Source organism: Tsuneonella sediminis, assembly GCF_051912845.1.
Taxonomy (GTDB): Bacteria; Pseudomonadota; Alphaproteobacteria; order Sphingomonadales; family Sphingomonadaceae; genus Tsuneonella; species Tsuneonella sediminis.
Genome location: NZ_JBNCBU010000001.1, coordinates 206,484 through 224,583 on the forward strand (window position 1 = coordinate 206,484; position 18,100 = coordinate 224,583).

15 protein-coding genes are annotated in these 18,100 nt (G+C 66.2%); 11 read left to right on the top strand and 4 right to left on the bottom strand.

The features are described from left to right. Window position 1 precedes the first annotated feature (1 nt). From nuoL to ACPV3N_RS01095, 7 genes are read left to right on the top strand one after another with little or no spacing between them, the layout of a single operon-like run. Complete coding sequence (gene nuoL / locus ACPV3N_RS01065; protein WP_440113435.1) at window positions 2–2,062, top strand: NADH-quinone oxidoreductase subunit L; 2,061 nt, start codon at window positions 2–4, stop codon at window positions 2,060–2,062. After that, window positions 2,062–3,624, top strand: a complete 1,563-nt coding sequence (locus tag ACPV3N_RS01070) for an NADH-quinone oxidoreductase subunit M (RefSeq protein WP_440113438.1) — start codon at window positions 2,062–2,064, stop codon at window positions 3,622–3,624. The genes nuoL and ACPV3N_RS01070 overlap by 1 nt, the downstream gene beginning before the upstream one ends. Beyond that, window positions 3,624–5,087, top strand: coding sequence for an NADH-quinone oxidoreductase subunit NuoN (nuoN, locus tag ACPV3N_RS01075; protein ID WP_440113441.1), 1,464 nt, complete (start codon window positions 3,624–3,626; stop codon window positions 5,085–5,087). The genes ACPV3N_RS01070 and nuoN overlap by 1 nt, the downstream gene beginning before the upstream one ends. Continuing rightward, window positions 5,084–5,794 carry a biotin--[acetyl-CoA-carboxylase] ligase gene (locus tag ACPV3N_RS01080; RefSeq protein WP_440113443.1) on the top strand — a complete coding sequence of 237 codons (711 nt, stop codon included), beginning with the start codon at window positions 5,084–5,086 and terminating at the stop codon, window positions 5,792–5,794. Before nuoN ends, ACPV3N_RS01080 begins: the two co-directional genes overlap by 4 nt. Before the next feature lie 11 nt (window positions 5,795–5,805). Then, complete coding sequence (locus ACPV3N_RS01085; RefSeq protein ID WP_440113446.1) at window positions 5,806–6,591, top strand: type III pantothenate kinase; 786 nt, start codon at window positions 5,806–5,808, stop codon at window positions 6,589–6,591. 1 nt (window position 6,592) lies between these two features. Next, window positions 6,593–8,245, top strand: coding sequence for a ribonuclease J (locus ACPV3N_RS01090; RefSeq protein ID WP_440113449.1), 1,653 nt, complete (start codon window positions 6,593–6,595; stop codon window positions 8,243–8,245). Beyond that, window positions 8,242–8,511, top strand: coding sequence for a DUF1467 family protein (locus ACPV3N_RS01095; RefSeq protein WP_440113452.1), 270 nt, complete (start codon window positions 8,242–8,244; stop codon window positions 8,509–8,511). The genes ACPV3N_RS01090 and ACPV3N_RS01095 overlap by 4 nt, the downstream gene beginning before the upstream one ends. A gap of 4 nt (window positions 8,512–8,515) precedes the next feature. Here ACPV3N_RS01095 and ACPV3N_RS01100 read toward each other — a convergent pair whose 3' ends face one another. After that, complete coding sequence (locus tag ACPV3N_RS01100; protein WP_440113455.1) at window positions 8,516–11,146, bottom strand: coiled-coil domain-containing protein; 2,631 nt, start codon at window positions 11,144–11,146, stop codon at window positions 8,516–8,518. 71 nt (window positions 11,147–11,217) lie between these two features. On the opposite strand from ACPV3N_RS01100, the gene ACPV3N_RS01105 reads away from it, so the two are divergent. The 4 genes from ACPV3N_RS01105 (at window position 11,218) to ACPV3N_RS01120 (ending at window position 15,141) form a co-directional block, all read left to right on the top strand. Next, a complete protein-coding gene (locus ACPV3N_RS01105) occupies window positions 11,218–11,520 on the top strand; it encodes an Hpt domain-containing protein (protein WP_440113458.1) in 303 nt (100 codons plus the stop codon). Window positions 11,521–11,602: 82 nt separating this feature from the next. Continuing rightward, the gene (locus ACPV3N_RS01110; RefSeq protein WP_440113461.1) at window positions 11,603–12,772 is read left to right on the top strand and encodes a hypothetical protein; all 1,170 of its coding nucleotides are present in this window, start codon (window positions 11,603–11,605) and stop codon (window positions 12,770–12,772) included. 34 nt (window positions 12,773–12,806) lie between these two features. Beyond that, window positions 12,807–13,769 (top strand): hypothetical protein, encoded by a 963-nt coding sequence (locus ACPV3N_RS01115; protein ID WP_440113464.1) that lies wholly within the window; start codon window positions 12,807–12,809, stop codon window positions 13,767–13,769. Window position 13,770: 1 nt separating this feature from the next. Continuing rightward, window positions 13,771–15,141 carry a sensor histidine kinase gene (locus ACPV3N_RS01120; protein ID WP_440113467.1) on the top strand — a complete coding sequence of 457 codons (1,371 nt, stop codon included), beginning with the start codon at window positions 13,771–13,773 and terminating at the stop codon, window positions 15,139–15,141. Window positions 15,142–15,157: 16 nt separating this feature from the next. Here the strand turns inward: ACPV3N_RS01120 and ACPV3N_RS01125 are convergent, their stop codons facing one another. The 3 genes from ACPV3N_RS01125 to gltX are packed head-to-tail and all read right to left on the bottom strand — an operon-like array spanning window position 15,158 to window position 18,090. Beyond that, the gene (locus ACPV3N_RS01125) at window positions 15,158–15,358 is read right to left on the bottom strand and encodes a hypothetical protein (protein WP_440113470.1); all 201 of its coding nucleotides are present in this window, start codon (window positions 15,356–15,358) and stop codon (window positions 15,158–15,160) included. 12 nt (window positions 15,359–15,370) lie between these two features. Then, window positions 15,371–16,657 (bottom strand): citrate synthase, encoded by a 1,287-nt coding sequence (locus ACPV3N_RS01130; RefSeq protein WP_440113473.1) that lies wholly within the window; start codon window positions 16,655–16,657, stop codon window positions 15,371–15,373. 11 nt (window positions 16,658–16,668) lie between these two features. Beyond that, the gene (gltX, locus tag ACPV3N_RS01135) at window positions 16,669–18,090 is read right to left on the bottom strand and encodes a glutamate--tRNA ligase (protein WP_440113476.1); all 1,422 of its coding nucleotides are present in this window, start codon (window positions 18,088–18,090) and stop codon (window positions 16,669–16,671) included. Window positions 18,091–18,100 lie beyond the last annotated feature (10 nt).

Genomic DNA, 18,100 nt, shown 5'->3' on the forward strand with positions numbered 1-18,100 from the left:
CGTGCATCCCATTCTCATCATCGTATTCGGGCCGCTGCTCGCTGCCATCGTCGGCGGGCTCGGCAACCGTGCCCTCGGCAACACGATCGTCAAGTCGATCACGACCGGCGCGCTGTTCCTTTCCGCCGCCCTGTCCTGGCCGATCTTCCTCGGGTTCCTTGGTGGTTCGTACGATCCGATGGTCGTGCCTGTCCTGCAATGGGTGCAGTCGGGCACGATGAGCTTCGACTGGGCGCTGCGGGTCGACACCCTCACGGCGGTGATGCTGGTGGTCATCACGACCGTTTCGGCGCTCGTCCATCTCTATAGCTGGGGCTACATGGAGGAGGACCCGGACCAGCCGCGGTTCTTCGCCTACCTCAGCCTGTTCACCTTCGCGATGCTGATGCTGGTGACGGCTGACAACCTCGTCCAGATGTTCTTCGGCTGGGAAGGGGTGGGTCTCGCCAGCTACCTGCTCATCGGCTTCTGGTTCCGGAAGCCCAGCGCCAATGCCGCGGCGATCAAGGCCTTCGTGGTCAACCGCGTGGGCGACCTCGGCTTCATGCTCGGCATCTTCGGCACCTTCCTTGTGTTCGGCACCGTTTCGATCCCGGAGATCCTCGCCGCCGCGCCGGGCATGGCGGGGAGCACGATCGGCTTCCTCGGATACCGCGTCGACACGATGGACGTACTCTGCATCCTTCTGTTCATCGGGGCGATGGGCAAGTCGGCGCAGCTGGGTCTTCACACCTGGCTTCCCGACGCCATGGAGGGGCCGACCCCCGTGTCCGCGCTAATCCATGCCGCCACCATGGTGACCGCGGGCGTGTTCATGGTCTGCCGGCTTTCCCCGATGTTCGAGGCGGCGCCGATCGCGCTCGGATTCGTCACCTTCATCGGCGCGGCGACCTGCATCTTTGCGGCGACTGTCGGCACGACGCAGTGGGATATCAAGCGCGTGATCGCCTATTCGACCTGTTCGCAGCTCGGGTACATGTTCTTCGCTGCCGGCGTGGGCGCCTACGGTGCGGCGATGTTCCACCTGTTCACGCACGCCTTCTTCAAGGCGCTGCTGTTCCTCGGCGCGGGCAGCGTGATCCACGCGATGCACCACGAACAGGACATGCGCTACTACGGCGCCCTTCGTAAGCACATCCCGCTGACGTTCTGGGCGATGATGGCGGGCACGCTCGCGATCACCGGGTTCGGCATCTACGACCTGCACGTCGGCTTTGCCGGGTTCTGGTCGAAGGATGCCATCATCGAGGTGGCCTATGCGCGCGGAACGGAAGTGGCCGGGTTCGCCTTCTGGATGGGCGTTTTCGCCGCGCTGCTGACCAGTTTCTACAGCTGGCGCCTCGTCTTCCTGACGTTCTTCGGCAAGCCCCGCTGGGCCGAGAGCGAGCATATCCGGCATGCTGTCCACCACGGGCACGATGAACCGGACGAGGCCAACCCGCCTGCCCAGGAAGATTCCGGTCACGATGCCGCGCACCATGTTCCGGACCCGCGTCATGGCGAGGGAACGGGCGGCTATCATCCGCACGAGAGTCCGCTGTCGATGCTGATCCCGCTGGGTCTTCTGTCGATCGGCGCGATCGCCGCAGGCCAGGTCTTCGCACCCGCTTTCCTCGACAGCGAGGGATTCTGGGGCGGCTCGATCTTCTACAACGCCGACCTGATCCACGCCATGCACGCCGTGCCCTGGCTCGTGAAGTACGCCGCGTTCATCGTGATGGTGCTGGGCTTCGTGATCGCCTGGTACGGCTATATCCGCAACACCCGGTTCCCCGGCCTGGTCGCCGAGCAACTCGGCCCGGTGTACCGTTTCGTCTACCACAAGTGGTATTTCGACCAGCTCTACACGGTCCTGTTCGTCCGTCCCGCGTTCTGGCTGGGCCGCAAGTTCTGGAAGGTGGGCGACGAAGGGATAATCGACCGCTTCGGGCCTGACGGTGCAGCATGGGCGGTCGCGCAGGGGACCGTGGGCGCGAGGCGCCTCCAGTCGGGCTTTCTAAACACCTACGCCCTCTGGATGCTGGTCGGCCTCGTCGCCGCGATTACCTGGGTTCTTCTGTGATGGGGGCTTTTCCGATCCTTTCGCTGATGCTCCTCGTGCCGCTCGTCGGCGGTCTGGCGTGCTTCTTCCTCGAGGCGAAGGCGGCGCGGATGGTCGCGCTTGCCGCCACGCTGATCGACCTCGCGCTCGGCATCGTGCTGTGGGCGAGCTACGATGTCGGCGGCGCGCAGTGGCAGTTCACCGAACGTGCCGAGCTTTTCGCTGGGTTCAGCTATGCTCTCGGCATCGATGGCATCGCGCTGCTGCTGATCGTGCTTAGCGTCTTCCTGATGCCGATCTGCATTCTCGCCAGCTGGGAATCGATCGAAGAGCGCGTCGGCGAATACATGGCGGCGTTCCTGTTCATGGAACTGCTGATGATCGGCGTTTTCGCCGCACAGGACCTCCTGCTGTTCTACATCTTCTTCGAGGCCGGCCTGATCCCGATGTACCTGATCATCGGCATCTGGGGGGGCAAGGACCGCATCTACGCCAGCTACAAGTTCTTCCTCTACACCCTTCTCGGCTCGGTGCTGATGCTGGTGGCGATGCTATGGATGATCGGCGAGGCGGGGACCACCGACATCCCGACGCTGATGCAGTACGATTTCCCGGTCGCGGCGCAGACCTGGCTGTTCCTTGCCTTCTTCGCGAGCTTCGCGGTCAAGATGCCGATGTGGCCCGTGCACACCTGGCTGCCGGACGCGCACGTCCAGGCACCCACCGCGGGCTCGGTCATCCTCGCCGGCGTCCTGCTGAAGATGGGCGGGTACGGGTTCATCCGCTTCAGCCTGCCGATGTTCCCCGAGGCGAGCGCGCAGCTTGCCTGGCTGATCTTCGCGCTGTCGATGATCGCGGTAGTGGTCACCTCGCTCATCGCGCTGGTCCAGCACGACATGAAGAAGCTGATCGCCTATTCCTCGGTGGCCCACATGGCGATCGTCACCGTCGGCCTGTTCGCCTTCAACGTCCAGGGCCTCGAAGGCGCGATGATCGTTATGCTGAGCCACGGGCTCGTGTCGGGCGCGCTGTTCCTCTGCGTCGGCGTGATCTACGACCGGCTGCATACGCGCGAGATCGACCGTTACGGCGGCCTTTCGATCAACATGCCGCAATACGCGCTGTTCTTCATGCTGTTCACGATGGCCAGCATCGGTCTGCCCGGCACGAGCGGCTTCGTCGGAGAGTTCCTGAGCCTGGCCGGTATCTACCAGGTCTCGACTTTCGTGACGCTGGTCTGCACCACCGGCATCATCCTCGGCGCGGCGTACATGCTTTACCTCTACTGGCGCGTGGCATTCGGCGTGCAGAGGAACGCCGACGCGGCTGCCATGCCCGACCTCAATGCCCGCGAATGGCTCATGCTCGGCCCGATCGCCGCCGCAGTGCTGTGGATGGGCGTCTATCCGGAAAGTTTCCTCGCCCCGATGCGCAAGGACATTGCCGCGCTCGACGCGCGGGTCGCCCGGGCCAAGCCCATGTTCGATAGCAAGCTCGCGCCGCCCCGGCCGGAGCAGGTGCGCACGGAGGCGGCGAACGCGATGCCCCACGCTGCGGGTGCTGCCGAAGGGGAGGGCCACTGATGGACCTCCAGCATTCCCTCGCTCTGATAATTCCCGAAGAGATTCTCTCGGTCGGCGGGCTGCTGCTGCTGCTCGCAGCTGCGTGGCTGGGTGACAAGGCGAGCCGCGCAATCTCCATTGCGGCCGTGTTCGTGCTCGCGGCAGCCGCCGCCTTCACCGTGCCGGTCCTGTGCAATGGTGACATGGGCGCGGACACGCAGGCATTTTTCGGCCAGCTTCGCGTCGATGCCTTCGCGGCCTTCAGCAAGCTGCTGATCTATGCCGCCGCCGCCGCCGCGCTGATGATCGCTCCGCGCTTTTTCGACCGCTGGGGCGCGATGCGCGCCGAATATCCGGTCCTGATCGTGTTTGCGGTTCTCGGCATGGGCATCATGGTGTCGGCGAGCGACCTCATTGCGCTCTACATCGGGCTCGAGATGAACAGCCTCGCAGCATACGTGCTTGCGGCGTTCCTGCGCACCGACAGCCGTTCGGAAGAGGCGGGCCTCAAGTATTTCGTGCTCGGCGCACTCGCCAGCGGAATCCTGCTCTACGGCATGAGCCTGACCTACGGTTTTGCCGGAACGACCAGCTTCGAGGGCATCCGCGCGGCGCTTTCGGGCGGCCTGTCGACCGGTGCGCTGTTCGGGCTGATATTTGTGCTCGCCGGTCTCGCGTTCAAGATCGCCGCCGTGCCGTTCCACATGTGGACGCCCGATGTCTACGAAGGCGCGCCGACGCCGGTTACGACGTTCTTCGCAACCGCTCCCAAGGTGGCGGCGGTGTCGCTGCTCATGCGGGTGTCGCTTGATGCGTTCGGCGACCATGCAGAGGCCTGGCGCCAGGTGGTGACGTTCGCTGCCCTCGCGTCGATCGTGGTCGGCGCTCTCGGTGCGATCGGGCAGGACAACATTAAGCGGCTTCTGGCCTATTCTTCGATCAACAACGTCGGATTCATCCTCGTCGGCCTCGCCGCCGCGACCGCAGAAGGGGCGAGCGCGATGCTCGTCTATCTCGCGATCTACGTGGCAATGTCGGTCGGCAGCTTCGTCGCTGTGCTCATGCTGCGCGACGCGGACGGAAACCAGGTCGAATCGATCGCCGATATGGCCGGGCTCAGCCGCACCAGCCCGCTTATCGCGTGGTGCCTGTTGCTGCTCATGCTCAGCCTTGCAGGCATACCGCCGCTGTTCGGTTTCTGGGGCAAGCTGGTCGTGTTCAAGGCTGCGGTCGACGCCGGAATGGTTGCGCTCGCGGCGATCGCCATCGCGGCAAGCGTCATCGGCGCGTTCTATTACCTGAAGGTCGGCAAGGTCATGTTCTTCGATGAACCTGCGGGCAAGGTCCAGGGCCGGAACGACTGGGCACACTGGACGCTGCTGATCGTCAGCACGGTGTTCATCTCGCCCCTCGGCTATCTGATGACCGGATGGCTCGGCGCCCTGGCGGACACAGCCGCCGCCGCGCTGTTCCTCGCAGCTTGATCGAATTCGTCGCCGAAACCGGCTCGACGAACGCGGACCTGGTCGCGGCGATCCGCGGAGGCGGGCGCGTAGCGGAAGGTGATTGGCTGGTTGCCGATCGCCAGACTGCCGGGCGTGGGCGTCAGGGACGCGAGTGGTTCGACGGCGCGGGCAATTTCATGGGCTCGACCGTGGTGCGGCCCGGGCCGAACGATCCGCCAGCGCCCACACTGTCACTTCTCGCCGGGATCGCGCTTTACGAAACGGTCGTCCCCCTTCTGGGCGACCCGTCGCGGCTCGCGCTCAAGTGGCCCAACGATCTTCTCGTTGGGCGGGCGAAGGTCGCGGGTATTCTGCTCGAGCGCGAAAGTGACGTGGTGATCGTCGGGATCGGCGTGAACCTTGCGGGAGCGCCCCGGATCGGCGACCGCGAAACCATTGCGCTGGCAGCCCTGGGTCCGGTCCCGGACCGCGACCTGTTTGCCAGGACTCTTTCGGCGGTGTTCGACCGCGAACTCGAACGCTGGCGCTCGGCGGGGATCGAGCCGCTGCTGCGGCGCTGGCAGTCGGCGGCCGTGCCGGTCGGCAGCCCGCTGAGCGTGCACGAGCCGGGCGGAATGATCGTTCGCGGTGCATTCGCTGGCCTCGACGAAGGCGGTTCGCTTCTGCTGCGCTTGGAAGACGGGCGGATGCGCTCTATCCACGCCGGCGACGTGATGCTCGGCTGAAGGATATTGCCATGCTGCTCGCCGCCGATGTCGGCAACACAAACGTGGTTTTCGCCCTGTTCGACGGGAGGGACATCAGAGCACGCTGGCGCATCGCCACCGATCCCCGCCGGACCGGCGATGAATACGCGGTCTGGCTGCTCCAGCTGCTCGCGATCGAGGGTGTAAGGCGCGAGGACGTGACCCAGATCATCGTCGGGTCGGTCGTGCCCCGGTCGATCCACAACCTGACGGTTCTTGCGGAGAAATACTTCGATCTCACGCCGCTGATCGCGGGCGAGGGGGCTGCGGCGTACGGTATCTCGGTCGATGTCGATCAGCCCAGTTCGCTCGGCGCCGATCGGGCTCTGAACACTATCGCCGCGCACGAGAAGTACGAGGGCGACCTGATCATAGTCGATTTCGGCACCGCGACGACGTTCGATGCCGTCGATTTCACCGGCGCCTACAAGGGCGGGATCATCTGTCCGGGCCTCAACCTCTCGCTCGACGCGCTGGTCGGCAACACCGCCAAGCTTCCGCGCATCGCGATCGAGGCACCGCGCTCGCAAAGCGTGATCGGGACCAATACCGAAGATCAGATGCTGATCGGGGTGTTCTGGGGGTACGTCGCGATGATGGAAGGCCTCATCGCCCGCATGCGCGCGGAAATCGGCCGCCCTGCGCGTGTCGTCGCCACAGGGGGGTTGGCGATCCTGTTCGACGAGCACACCGACATTTTCGACGCGGTCGATGCCGATCTAACGCTCGAGGGTCTCGCGATTCTTGCCGAGCGCGCACTGCAAAGGGCGAACTGACTTGAAAAAGGATTTCACTCCCGAGGACGAACTGCTGTTCCTTGCCCTTGGCGGTTCGGGCGAAATCGGGATGAACGTCAATCTCTACGGCTGCCGGGGCCGGTGGCTGATGGTCGATCTGGGAATGACCTTCAGCGGTAACGAATATCCGGGTGTCGATCTTGTCTTTGCCGATCTGGAATTCATCGAGGAGCGAGCCGACGCGCTCGAGGGGATCGTCCTCACCCACGCGCACGAGGACCATATCGGTGCGGTGCCGTATTTCGCGGCCGACCTCGGTGTGCCCCTCTATGCGACGCCGTTCACCGCCGATCTCGTCCGGCGCAAGCTCGAGGAAGCGGGCCTGGCCGACAACGTGGAACTCAACGTGGTCGAGGATCTCGAGCGGTTCGACCTCGGGCCGTTCGGCGTCTCGTACGTCCCGCTCGCCCACTCGATCGCCGAGGGCCACGCGCTGCTGATCGACACGCCATTCGGACGCGTTTTCCACACCGGGGACTGGAAACTCGACGAGGAACCGATCATCGGACAGCCGACCACCGAGGAGGAACTGTGCGAACTCGGCGATGAGGGTGTCCTCGCCCTTGTTTGCGATTCGACCAATGTCTTCAACCCGGCCGAAAGCGGATCGGAAGGCGCGGTCTACCGCGCGCTACACGAAGAGGTTGCCCGGTGGGACGGGCGCCGGGTTTTGGTGACGACGTTCGCCAGCAACGTCGCGCGTCTGCACACGCTGGGCGCGGTGGCCGAAGCCACGGGCCGCAAGCTGTGCATCGCCGGCCGCTCGCTCGACCGCATCATCGAAGTGGCGCAGGATAACGGCTACCTGTCGGATTTTCCCGAAACCGTCGACTTCGACACCGCGATGGGCCTGCCCCGAGGAGAGGTGCTGATCCTCGCCACGGGCGGTCAGGGGGAGCCGCGCGCGGCACTGGCCCGCATTGCCGAGGAAAACCACCCGATCGAACTGTCTGCTGGCGACGTCGTGCTCTTTTCCAGCCGGCAGATCCCGGGCAACGAACTGGCCGTGGGACGGGTGCAGAACCTGCTGGCGAAGCGCGGGATCGTCATGGTGACCGACCGGCAGAGCCTGATCCACGTATCGGGGCACCCGGGCCGGCCCGAGTTGGAGGCGCTCTACGCCTGGCTGCGGCCCGAGATCCTCGTGCCCGTCCACGGCGAGATGCGGCACATGGCCGAGCAGGCGCGGCTCGGCAGGGCGAACGGGATTCCGCATGCGGTCGTGCAGGGCAACGGGGACATCGTGCGGCTCGCTCCCGGAAAACCGGGCAAGCTGGCCGAGGTTCGAAGCGGGCGCCTTGTGCTCGACGGAGACATCATCGCCCCTGCCGACGGCGACGCCATCGTCATGCGCCGGCGCATTGCCCGCGAGGGCGTCGTGATCGTGGTCGTGGGACCGAAGGGCGGGGTATTCGTCGAAGGCGTGGGTTTGCCGCTTGACGAGGATTACGCCGCCTTCGTCGCCGATGCCGAACGCGACGTCGCCGACGCACTCGGCAAATTGCGGGGCCCCGCGGCGCGCGATCGCGAATCGCTGGTCGAGGCCGCCCGGCTGGCCGCCCGCCGGGCGGCTGGCCGATGGAGCGGCAAGCGGCCGCAAGTCCGCGTGATCATCCCGGGCGAAGCGGCATGAACTGGACTTCGGTTCTGGCAATCTACGTATTGTTCTGGGTGGCCTGCGCGTTCGTCCTGCTGCCGTTCGGGGTCAAGACGCACGAGGAACTGGGGATCGAAAAGATCCCCGGTCAGGCCGACAGCGCGCCGGCCAACTTCCAGCCCGGCAAGATCGTGCTGCGCGCGACCGTGCTTGCCGCGGTGCTCACCGCGCTGTGGGTGGCGAATTACGTGAACGGATGGATCACCCCCGCCACGTTCGGCATCGAGACCGGAGCGGCCTGACCGGTCAGTCGCGCAGCCGCTCGATCGCTTGCGCGAGCGCGACGTAAAGCTTGCCCATGTCACTGCTGAGCAAGGTCACCCCGATGGCGTGCCCGTCGCGGGTCGACAACATCGTGCGCAACATGCCCTCGAAGTCGTGGATGTAGCGATTGACGTGTTCGCGGAAATCCCCGTCCCCGTCGTAGAGTTCGGCGATGTCGCGGGCTTCTGCCGGCTCGAGCAGGCGCACCGCCCGGCGGGTGAATATGCCCCGGTCACCGCGCAGGTAGCTGGTCCATGCGGTGTCGGTCACATCCGCCGACAGCGCGCGGGCGATGTCGATCGCGTTGGAATTGAGGCTCTCGGTGATCAGCGCGACGCGGCGCGAGAAATCGCCGTCGACCTGTTCCTCGGCCCGTTGGCGGGCGAGCGCCACGCGGCTTTCGAGGTTCGCGGTAAGCTCGTTGACCTTGGCGAGCTGGTCGCGGAGCTGCATCGCCGCCTCGCGTCCCGTGCCCGCCGCCTGGTTCGCGGTGTCCTCCAGTTCGGCAATTGCCGAACCCAGGCGTTCGCGCAGCGCCCGGTCGAGCGCCTGGTTCGTGTCCACGGCGATCCGCTCGGCGACCGCTTTCACTCTATCGCCGGCATCGGCCTCGATCGTCGCCACTGCAGACCGCGCCGCGGTCTCCAGCCCTCCGATCGCTTCGCGCAGCGCGCCCTGCGCCTGGGCGGTGGCGGCTTCGCTGTCGCGGGCAAGATCAGCCAGCTGGGCGCGCAGCTCCGCAATGCGGCGTTCGCCGGCGTCGTGATTTGCGGCAACCTCGTTCTGGAGCTCCTTGAGCGTGTCCATTGCAGCGGTGCTGTCTCTCTGCGCGGCGAGGACGTAGTCCGAAATCTCGCGGCTCTTCTCGCCCGCGCCCGACAGCATGAGGCCCAGCGCTTCCCCCCGTTCGCCCAGCGCGGCAAGGCGTGTTTCGGTCTCGGTCAGCGCCGATGGAAGGTCGTCCCGGCTGTGCTGGGCGCTCGCGCGGATAAGCTCCAGCAGACGCACGCTGGCATCGGTCAGGTCCGCGACCGCGCGGTCCGTATCGCCAAGGGCATCGCGGCTCGCACTTAGCCTTTCACCGAGAGCGTCGATCGCCAAAGACAGCGTGCTTTCCGCGTTTCGCCCGTGCTCGGCAGCTGCGGCCATCTCGCGCGACAGTTCCTCGAGCCGGGCGGTGATCGCCTCGCCCTGCTCGACGAAAGCCTGGGTGCGGGCGGCTTGATCCTCGCATCGTTCGGCTAGCCCTGTATCGAGCTCTGCGATCAGGTCGGAGACGATGCCCGCGTGTTCCCTCGCCAGCGCTGCCGCTTCGGCCCGGCGTTTCTCGATCTCGGTGACGAAGAGGCTGTGCGATTCGGTCAGCTTCGCGTCGACCAGTGTCGCTTCCTGGCTGATGATGGCGAGGCGCTGCTGCGCCCCGGTCTTCGCCGCGTTGTCGACCGATTCGACGTGGCGGATGGCCGCCTCGAGGTCGGTCTTGAGCGATTCCACACGGGCAGTCCAAGTGGCAAGCGCCTCGCGCTCGGTCCCCGCCAGGCTCTCCGAAACCGTGTCAGCGCCCTCCCGCACGGCGGTGACCCGCGCCTGGAGCGAGCGGAGCAGTTCTTCCTCGCTTGCTTCCAGTGCCTGCGACGCGCCGGCGATTTCCTCGCGCAGGCGGTCGGCGCGGTGGCGCATCGCGGTAAGGGCTTCGACTTCACGGCCGTCAAGCTCGGCGCGAAAGGCGTCGCTTCGCTCGCGCAGGGCAGCAAAGCGCGCTCCGACGACCTCCTCGAGCTGATGGATCTGGGCCTCGAAACCGGCAAGCGCATCGTCGACCTTGCCGCGGAGCGAGGCGACCTGGCGCTCGCTTGCCTGACCGAACTCGTTGAGCCGGTTGAACCCGGCGACGAGGCCTTCGAGCTGGTCGTGCGCGGTATTGCCCGCCGAGCCGATCTGGTTCGACACGTCGCGCGCCGCGTTGGCGATCACCGGCAGGTCGTCGCGCAGCCGCTCCATGTTGTCGAGCGCGGCACGGCTCACCCCGGCGATTGCATCGACCTGGGTCCCGTTGTCCCGCACAAGCGCCTGGAGTCGGTCGGCGTGTTCGGAGATCCGCTGTGTCGCGATACGTCCCAGCGATTCAAGTTCGCGGCTCTGCGCGGCGAGGAACTCGCGAGCGAGGCTGAGCTCGCGATTAACGACGGAGAGCCGCGTTTCGAGGGCCGCGGATTCGCCGCGCAGAGCCGAGGCAGCGTCGGTGAACCGGGCGGCTTCACTGGTGCTCAGACGCAGCGCGAGCAGGACCAGCGAAACTATGAGGAGCACCGGCACGGCCCACGAGACGACCAGTGCCGATCCCGCTGCGGGAGATACCCCTCCCGTGACCTCCGACCAGTGCGCAAATACGAAGAAAGCGGTCCAGCCCAGCGCGGCGATCGTTGCCGCTGCGGGCACGACCCAGCCTGTCCGGCGGGTGGGAGACTCCTCGTCCCAGTATTCCTCGTGCGGGGTGTCCTCGACCCAGCTTGCGTCGAGCGTCAGCGGTTCGTCCGCCGTCGCGCCGGTTTCGCCAGACGCGTCAGCGCCGCTGCCGGGCCCGACGGCCCGAATGTGATGTCCCCCGCTCATGGCCGGGAATCTACACGATTCCAGTCATGTTCAACAGAGTGTTAATCATCTCGCTGCTACGAACCCGCGTTATGGACCACGAGCAGGGAGCCTTCGACGCGACGATCGCGGCGGCTGCGGGAGAGGACCCCGCGCTGCTGGCGGAGCTTCGCGAGGCCTTTCGCGAGAGCCTTGAACGGCACCTCGACCTGCTCAAGAGGGCGCGCTGCGACGGGAACTGGGCGGTTGCCGCCCAGCGCCTGAGAAGCCTGGCGGCAAGCTTTCACGCGTCCGAACTCGTCGACCTTGCAAGCGAGGCAATCGACGGCGCTCCCGGCGATCCCAGCGTGGTGCGCCGGATCGAACAGTTTCTGGACCGGTTCGTCAGCGCCTGACCGGCATCCTGCCGTTCGGCTCTAGCCAACCCGATTACCGCGCCCTAGCAAGACCCTCTTTTCGCTGAGGGGAGGTCTGCGCGTGCGGGTCGCGCTGATGGCATTGGCCGAGGATGGCGCCGATCCGGTGAGGGTCGGCGGCCGGCCCGTCGCATGGCAACAGCTTCAGGCGGCGCTTTCGCTGGGCTGCGAGCGGGTCGTGTGTCTTGCCGAAGCCCCGGGCCCCGATCTTGCCGTCCTCCAACGGGACGCCGAGGCGGGGAGTGCCAAGTTCACCGCGGTTTCCAGATCCCGGGATCTCTCGGGGCTGGTGAGCGCAGCCGACACGCTGTTCGTCTTTGCGCCCGGGGTGCTTCCGGACCGTGACTGGCTGGCGCAGGCGCTGGGCGCCCGGTCCGGCATTGCGGTCCTGCCGGCTGCCGCCGGGATCGAGCGCGGGTTCGAGCGTATCGATCGCGAGCGGGCCTGGGGCGGCGTGCTCGCCACGCGGGGCGATTCGGTCGAGGCGCTGGCTCACCTGCCGCCCGATGCCGACCCGGTCGCGGGCCTTCTTCGCGTCGCGCTTCAGCGGGGCGGGCGCTGCGTGGAGGTGCCCGAGCACTGGCTCGATGAGGGACGCTGGGCGCTTCTTGGCGACAATGCAGCGGCGCAGCGCGTAGAGCGCCGCTGGCAGGCGCTCTACGTGCCCGCGCCGGGACTGGAGCAACCGGGTGAGGCGGCGGCGCATGCACTTGCCCGTTCGCTCGTTGCTCGGGCTAACCTTCGGCCAGCGCTCGCACCCGGCCTTGCGATCGCTGGCGCCCTGCTGGCGCTGGCGGGTGCCGCGGGCGGCTACCTCGGCAGCACGGCGGCAGGGCTTTTCGCCGTTGCGGGAGGCGTGCTCGTGTCGGAAACCGGCGTCCGGCTTTCCCGCCTTGCCCGGGCCGGTTCGGGCATCAGTCGAGAGGGCCGGGGCGCTCGCCTCCTGGCGGTGCGCGACGCCATTTTCGACGCGTCGCTCGTGGCGATTGCCGCCAATCCTCTCGAGTTCGCAGGTTGGCACGCCCCTTTCGCTGCGCTCGTGCTCATTGCCGCCATGCGCCTTCTTCGGGAAGAAGACGTTGCGCCTGTGATGCGCCCGCTAAGCGACCGTATCCTGGTTTTTGGCGGCCTTTCCGCGGCCAGCCTGTTCGGCGCGCTCCTTCCGGGGATGGCGGTGACCGCGCTCATCGGGCTGGCGGGAAGGCTGTTCGCCGCCCGCCGACGCGGCTAACGCGGGCTTAACCACGGGCCGCTATGGCCGGTGCATGAGCGAAGCGGTGATGATGCAGTCGAGTGAGGCGCCCGTCGAAGCCGTGCTGCGCGAAGAACTCGCGCAAGGGGACGGCGTGATCGGCACGATAGCCCCGGTGCTGGGTCATCTTCTCGCCAACCAGGACCATTCGCTGTTCAGTGACGAAATAGTCAGCCGCGTTCGCGGAATGGTCTTCGACATTGCGCGCCAGGTGCTGCTCATCGCGGCCAGGGCCGGTGGGGCCGACGACCTTGCGGCACCGGACGAGGGCGCGCACGGGGCACTGTCCGCCCGGTTGCTCGCCGAACAGCGGCTCGTGGCGCATTGCCATGCCCTGGCGCTCGAATGGCAGTTGACCGAGCGCCTCGAACGGCGTTCGGCGATCGATCCCGTGCTTTCTCCGCTCCTCCAGGCCCTGATCGCTTCGGACGAGGGGTCGATCGCATCTACCGCCATGGCCGCGCTTGCCGCGCAGTCGCGTTTCGCCCAGGGCCAGCGGCGAATGGAACTGTCGTTGGCGGAACTGCCTGCCGACCTGTTTCATCAGGTCGTCGCAACCTGGGCCAGCGAAATCGACGATTCGACCGGACCCGATGCCGCTGCAGCCACTGATGCCCTGCGCGCAGGATACGCCGAAAGCGCCAGCCGGCTTGGCCTGCTCGCGCGGCTGGTTGCCGGAATGAGTGCCGGTGCACGCGCCGCGCTTGCGGTAGATCACGCCGGTGTCGCGCTTTTTCTCACCGCGCTGGCGGCATCGGCGCGGCATGACAGGGATCTTGCCGTCATCGCGACCAACGAACGGCAGCAGGCGCGCCTTGCCCTGTCCTTGCGCGCGGCGGGGCTGAAGCCGCGCGAGGTCGAGGAGCAATTCCTGCACCTGCACCCCGATGCTACGTTGCCCGAAGGGTTCGGGGATCTGCGGGCGGATCGCGCCGCCGCGATGCTCGGCGGCTCGGCAAAGAATACGGTGGTCTGAGATGACCGGGCACGGGGTTGTCCTTGCACGCGCACGAACCGACGCGGATGACCGTTTGATCGAAGCGGACGAGCCGCTTGCGGGACTTCAGCGTCGCTGCGGCGGCGAACTGCCCGGCACGGTGGCGGTACCTGCCCTGCTCGAAATCGTGCGCAAGGCCAGGCGGCTCGGGCTCAGGGTCGCCCGGACGATCGAGGCGCTGGACGGCGACGAGACGGTGCGCGCCTGGGTCGAGATCGACCCCGAAGGCGAAGCGGGAAGCGGCGGTTGTGCGATTGCGGTCGGCGCCTGGTCCTCGACCCCGCGTGCAACACCCTCGGACGAGGAAGCCACCGCGTTGCGCATCGCGATCGATCGTGCAGTGGCGGAACTGTCGGCCCGTCTCGATCCCGCGCAGGGGGTGCTCACGGTCGACACGACGGCTTCCGATCTGGCCCAGCTCGTACGCACGATGCGCAGCAGGCCGGGCGCACCGTGGACCGAATTCGTCGAGCTGCCGGACCTGTCGCTTCGGCAGCCGGTCCACTGGCGGCTCGTCGACGGGGCGCGCTGCGTCGTTCCCGGGTCACGCCGGGCCTGGACGGCAACGCTCGTTCCGCTCGGGCGCCCGGACCCCGGTAGCGCGGGTTTCGAACTGCTTCTCGTCGCCGATTTCCCGCTTCCCGCGCCCGCTCCGCCAATCACGGAAGCGGAACCGTCGACTCCCTCTCTTGGACGCGAGATGACGCCTGTTCTGCGCCAGCCAATCGCACGGATCATCGCGAATGCAGAGACCATCCGCTCGCGGCTGGCGGGGCCGCTGGCGCCCGAATACAGCAACTACGCCGCCGATATCGCGGCCGCGGGCCAGCACCTTCTTTCGCTGATCGAGGACCTTTCCGACCTCGAGGTGGTCGAGGCAGAGGACTTTCGCACCGCACCGGACCGGATCGACCTTGCCGATGTAGCCCGGCGCGCGGTCGGGATCCTTTCGGTGCGCGCGCGTGAGCGAGGGATGCGGCTTGTTCCGCCCGATGACGGGGTCGTGGCTCCGGCGACGGGGGAGTTCCGCCGGGTTCTCCAGATTCTCCTCAATCTCGTGGGCAACGCAATCGCCTATGCCCCGGAAGGATCGTCGGTGCGTGTCGAGGTTGAAACTGGCGACGGGCGCGCAATGGCGGCGGTAATCGACGACGGGCCGGGAATAGCGCCGGACCAGATCGAACGCGTGTTCGACAAGTTCGAGCGTCTCGGGCGGGGCGGAGACGGTGGATCGGGCCTTGGGCTGTATATTTCACGCCGTCTCGCGCGCGCGATGGGCGGCGAACTGACGGTAGACAGCACGCCAAGAGAAGGGGCGCGCTTCACGCTCGAGTTGCCGCCCGCCGACTGAGCGGCGCTCCACCGCGTCAGCGGCGCCGGCTTCCCCACCACAACAGAAGCGCGCCGATGATCGCCGTGATCGTGCCGTAAAGCGCCCACTGACGATCGGCTAGCATGAAGCTCTCTGCGGGCCACATCACCAGGCCAAGGCCCTGAAGCGCCCACAATCCGCCCGACAGGACGAGCGCGACGCCGAAAATCTGGGCAATCAGCCGCAATGGACGCATCTTTCGCTCCGCTTACCGCCGGTCGATCGGGACGTAGTCGCGCTCGGTCGGGCCCGTGTAGAGCTGGCGCGGGCGACCGATGACCTGGCCGGGATCGGAAATCATCTCGTTCCACTGGGCCACCCAGCCGACGGTGCGGGCAAGGGCGAAAAGCGCGGTAAACATGGTCGTCGGGAAGCCGATCGCCGAAAGGATGATCCCCGAATAGAAGTCCACGTTGGGAAACAGCTTCTTCTCGATGAAATAGGGATCGCTCAGCGCAATTTCTTCGAGCTGCAAGGCGGTTTCGAACAGGGGATCGGTGACCTTGAGCGATTCGAAGACTTCGCGCACGGTCTTCTGCATGACCGTCGCCCGCGGATCATAGTTCTTGTAGACGCGGTGGCCGAACCCCATCAGGCGGAACGGGTCGTTCTTGTCCTTCGCGCGCTCGATGTAATGCGGGATGCGATCGGGCGTGCCGATCTCGCGCAGCATGTTGAGCGCGGCCTCGTTGGCTCCGCCGTGCGCAGGGCCCCACAGGCATGCAATGCCCGCCGCGATGCAGGCAAACGGGTTTGCCCCCGATGACCCGGCAAGCCGCACGGTCGAAGTCGAGGCGTTCTGCTCGTGATCGGCATGGAGGATGAAGATCCGGTCCATCGCTTTCTCGACGACCGGATTGACCTCGTACGGTTCGGCCGGAACGCCGAAGGTCATGCGCAGGAAATTGCCGGTGTAGCTCAGTGAGTTGTCGGGATAGAGGAACGGCTGGCCGACTGAATACTTGTACGCCATCGCCGCGATCGTGGGCATCTTCGCGATCAGCCGGTGGCTGGCGATCTTGCGCTGTTCGGGATCCGAGATGTCGGTGCTGTCGTGATAGAACGCCGAGAGCGCGCCGACCACGCCGCACATGATCGCCATCGGGTGCGCATCGCGGCGAAACCCGCGGTAGAAGGTCATCAGCTGTTCGTGCAGCATCGTGTGGCGGCTGATCGTGTAACTGAAGTCCTCTAGCTCCTGCTGCGACGGCAGTTCGCCGTTGAGGAGCAGGTAGCTCACCTCCATGAAGCTCGAATCCTCCGCGAGCTGACCGATCGGATAACCGCGGTGGAGCAGCACGCCCTCGTCGCCGTCGATGTATGTCAGCGCGCTTTCGCAGCTCGCGGTCGACTTGTAGCCGGGGTCGTAGGTGAAGGCGCCGGTCTGGCCATACAACTTTCGGATGTCGATAACTTCGGGACCTACGCTACCCTCGAGCACCGGAAGCTCGATGCTCTTGTTGTCGTAAGTGAGCGTCGCCGCCTTGTCCGCCATGTCCCGTCTCCTTAAGATGTGTGGTCCGCGTTGGCGGAACTTGCCTGCGCGTCAAGCCGCGCAAGGGCTTCATCCCGGCCAAGCAGGGCCAGTACGTCGAAAATCCCCGGGGATGTCGTCGTCCCCGTCAATGCCGCACGCATGGGCTGCGCCAGCTTGCCGAGTCCCAGCCCCTGTTCCTCGGCGAATGCCTTCAGATTGCTCTCAAGCGCGGCCACCGTCCAGTCGCTTTCGTTCCGAAGACGCGCAGAAATGCTTGCAAGGAGGACGCGCGCGTCTTCGGTGAGCTGGGCTGCGGCTTTCTCGTCGAGCGAAAGGGGGCGCCGCCTGAAAAGGAATGCCGCGCCCGCGGCGAGTTCGTGGAGGTCCTTGGCGCGAAGCTTGAGCTGCGGCATGGCTTCGGCAAGCAGCTTTTCATCGGCCTGGACTCCGATCAGCGGAGCGACCAGCGCGGCAAGCCGCTCGTCGTCTGCCTCGCGAATGTAATGGCCATTGAGGTTGAGCAGCTTCTTGATGTCGAAGCGGCTCGGACTCTTGCCCACGCCGGCCAGGTCGAAAAGTGCGATCGCCTCCTCGCGGGAGATCTCCTCACGGTCGCCGTGTCCCCAGCCGAGCCGGAGGAGATAATTGAAGACAGCCTCGGGCAGCAGGCCCATCTCGTCGCGGTAAGCGTCGACACCTACCGCGCCGTGACGCTTGGAGAGCTTCGCGCCGTCCGCGCCAAGGATCATCGGGACATGCGCATATACCGGCACCGTCCAGCCCATCGCATTCAGGATGACGATCTGGCGGAAGGCATTGTTGAGGTGGTCGTCGCCGCGGATCACGTGTGTGACGCCCATGTCGTGGTCATCGACCACCACGGCCAGCATGTAGGTGGGCGTGCCGTCCGACCGGAGCAGGACGAAGTCGTCGATTTCGGAATTGGCGACGGTAACGGTTCCCTGGACCTCGTCGCCGATGGTCGTCTCACCCTCGCGCGGGGCCTTGATACGCACGACATAGGGCGCGTCTTCAGGCCAGGCAGAAGGGTCGGCGTCACGCCATTCGCTGTCGATGCGAAACGTGCGCCGTTCCGCTTGCGCCGTGGCGCGGCGTTCAGCGAGTTCCTCCGAAGTCAGGTAGCAGCGATAGGCCGCCCCTTTTTCCAGCAACTCGTGCGCAACCGCGGCATGGCGGTCTGACCGTGCGAACTGGAACGTCGGTTCCTCGTCACCCTCGAGGCCGAGCCAGCCCAGGCCGTCGAAGATCGCCGCGATCGCCGGCTCGGTCGAGCGGGCGCGGTCGGTGTCCTCGATCCGCAGGAGATACTTTCCGCCATGATGGCGGGCGTAGAGCCAGTTGAACAGCGCGGTGCGCGCGCCCCCGATGTGCAGGAATCCGGTCGGCGATGGAGCAAAGCGTGTGACCACCTTCGCGCTATCGCTTGCCATCCGAATTCTC

What these genes read in the sequence shown, in the direction of transcription:
- ACPV3N_RS01070 (WP_440113438.1), top strand. Translation starts at nt 2,062, where the DNA reads ATGGGGGCTTTTCCGATCCTTTCGCTGATGCTCCTCGTGCCGCTCGTC.
- nuoN (WP_440113441.1), top strand. Translation starts at nt 3,624, where the DNA reads ATGGACCTCCAGCATTCCCTCGCTCTGATAATTCCCGAAGAGATTCTC.
- ACPV3N_RS01085 (WP_440113446.1), top strand. Translation starts at nt 5,806, where the DNA reads ATGCTGCTCGCCGCCGATGTCGGCAACACAAACGTGGTTTTCGCCCTG.
- ACPV3N_RS01095 (WP_440113452.1), top strand. Translation starts at nt 8,242, where the DNA reads ATGAACTGGACTTCGGTTCTGGCAATCTACGTATTGTTCTGGGTGGCC.
- ACPV3N_RS01100 (WP_440113455.1), bottom strand. Translation starts at nt 11,146, where the DNA reads ATGAGCGGGGGACATCACATTCGGGCCGTCGGGCCCGGCAGCGGCGCT.
- ACPV3N_RS01105 (WP_440113458.1), top strand. Translation starts at nt 11,218, where the DNA reads ATGGACCACGAGCAGGGAGCCTTCGACGCGACGATCGCGGCGGCTGCG.
- ACPV3N_RS01115 (WP_440113464.1), top strand. Translation starts at nt 12,807, where the DNA reads ATGAGCGAAGCGGTGATGATGCAGTCGAGTGAGGCGCCCGTCGAAGCC.
- ACPV3N_RS01120 (WP_440113467.1), top strand. Translation starts at nt 13,771, where the DNA reads ATGACCGGGCACGGGGTTGTCCTTGCACGCGCACGAACCGACGCGGAT.
- ACPV3N_RS01125 (WP_440113470.1), bottom strand. Translation starts at nt 15,358, where the DNA reads ATGCGTCCATTGCGGCTGATTGCCCAGATTTTCGGCGTCGCGCTCGTC.
- ACPV3N_RS01130 (WP_440113473.1), bottom strand. Translation starts at nt 16,657, where the DNA reads ATGGCGGACAAGGCGGCGACGCTCACTTACGACAACAAGAGCATCGAG.
- gltX (WP_440113476.1), bottom strand. Translation starts at nt 18,090, where the DNA reads ATGGCAAGCGATAGCGCGAAGGTGGTCACACGCTTTGCTCCATCGCCG.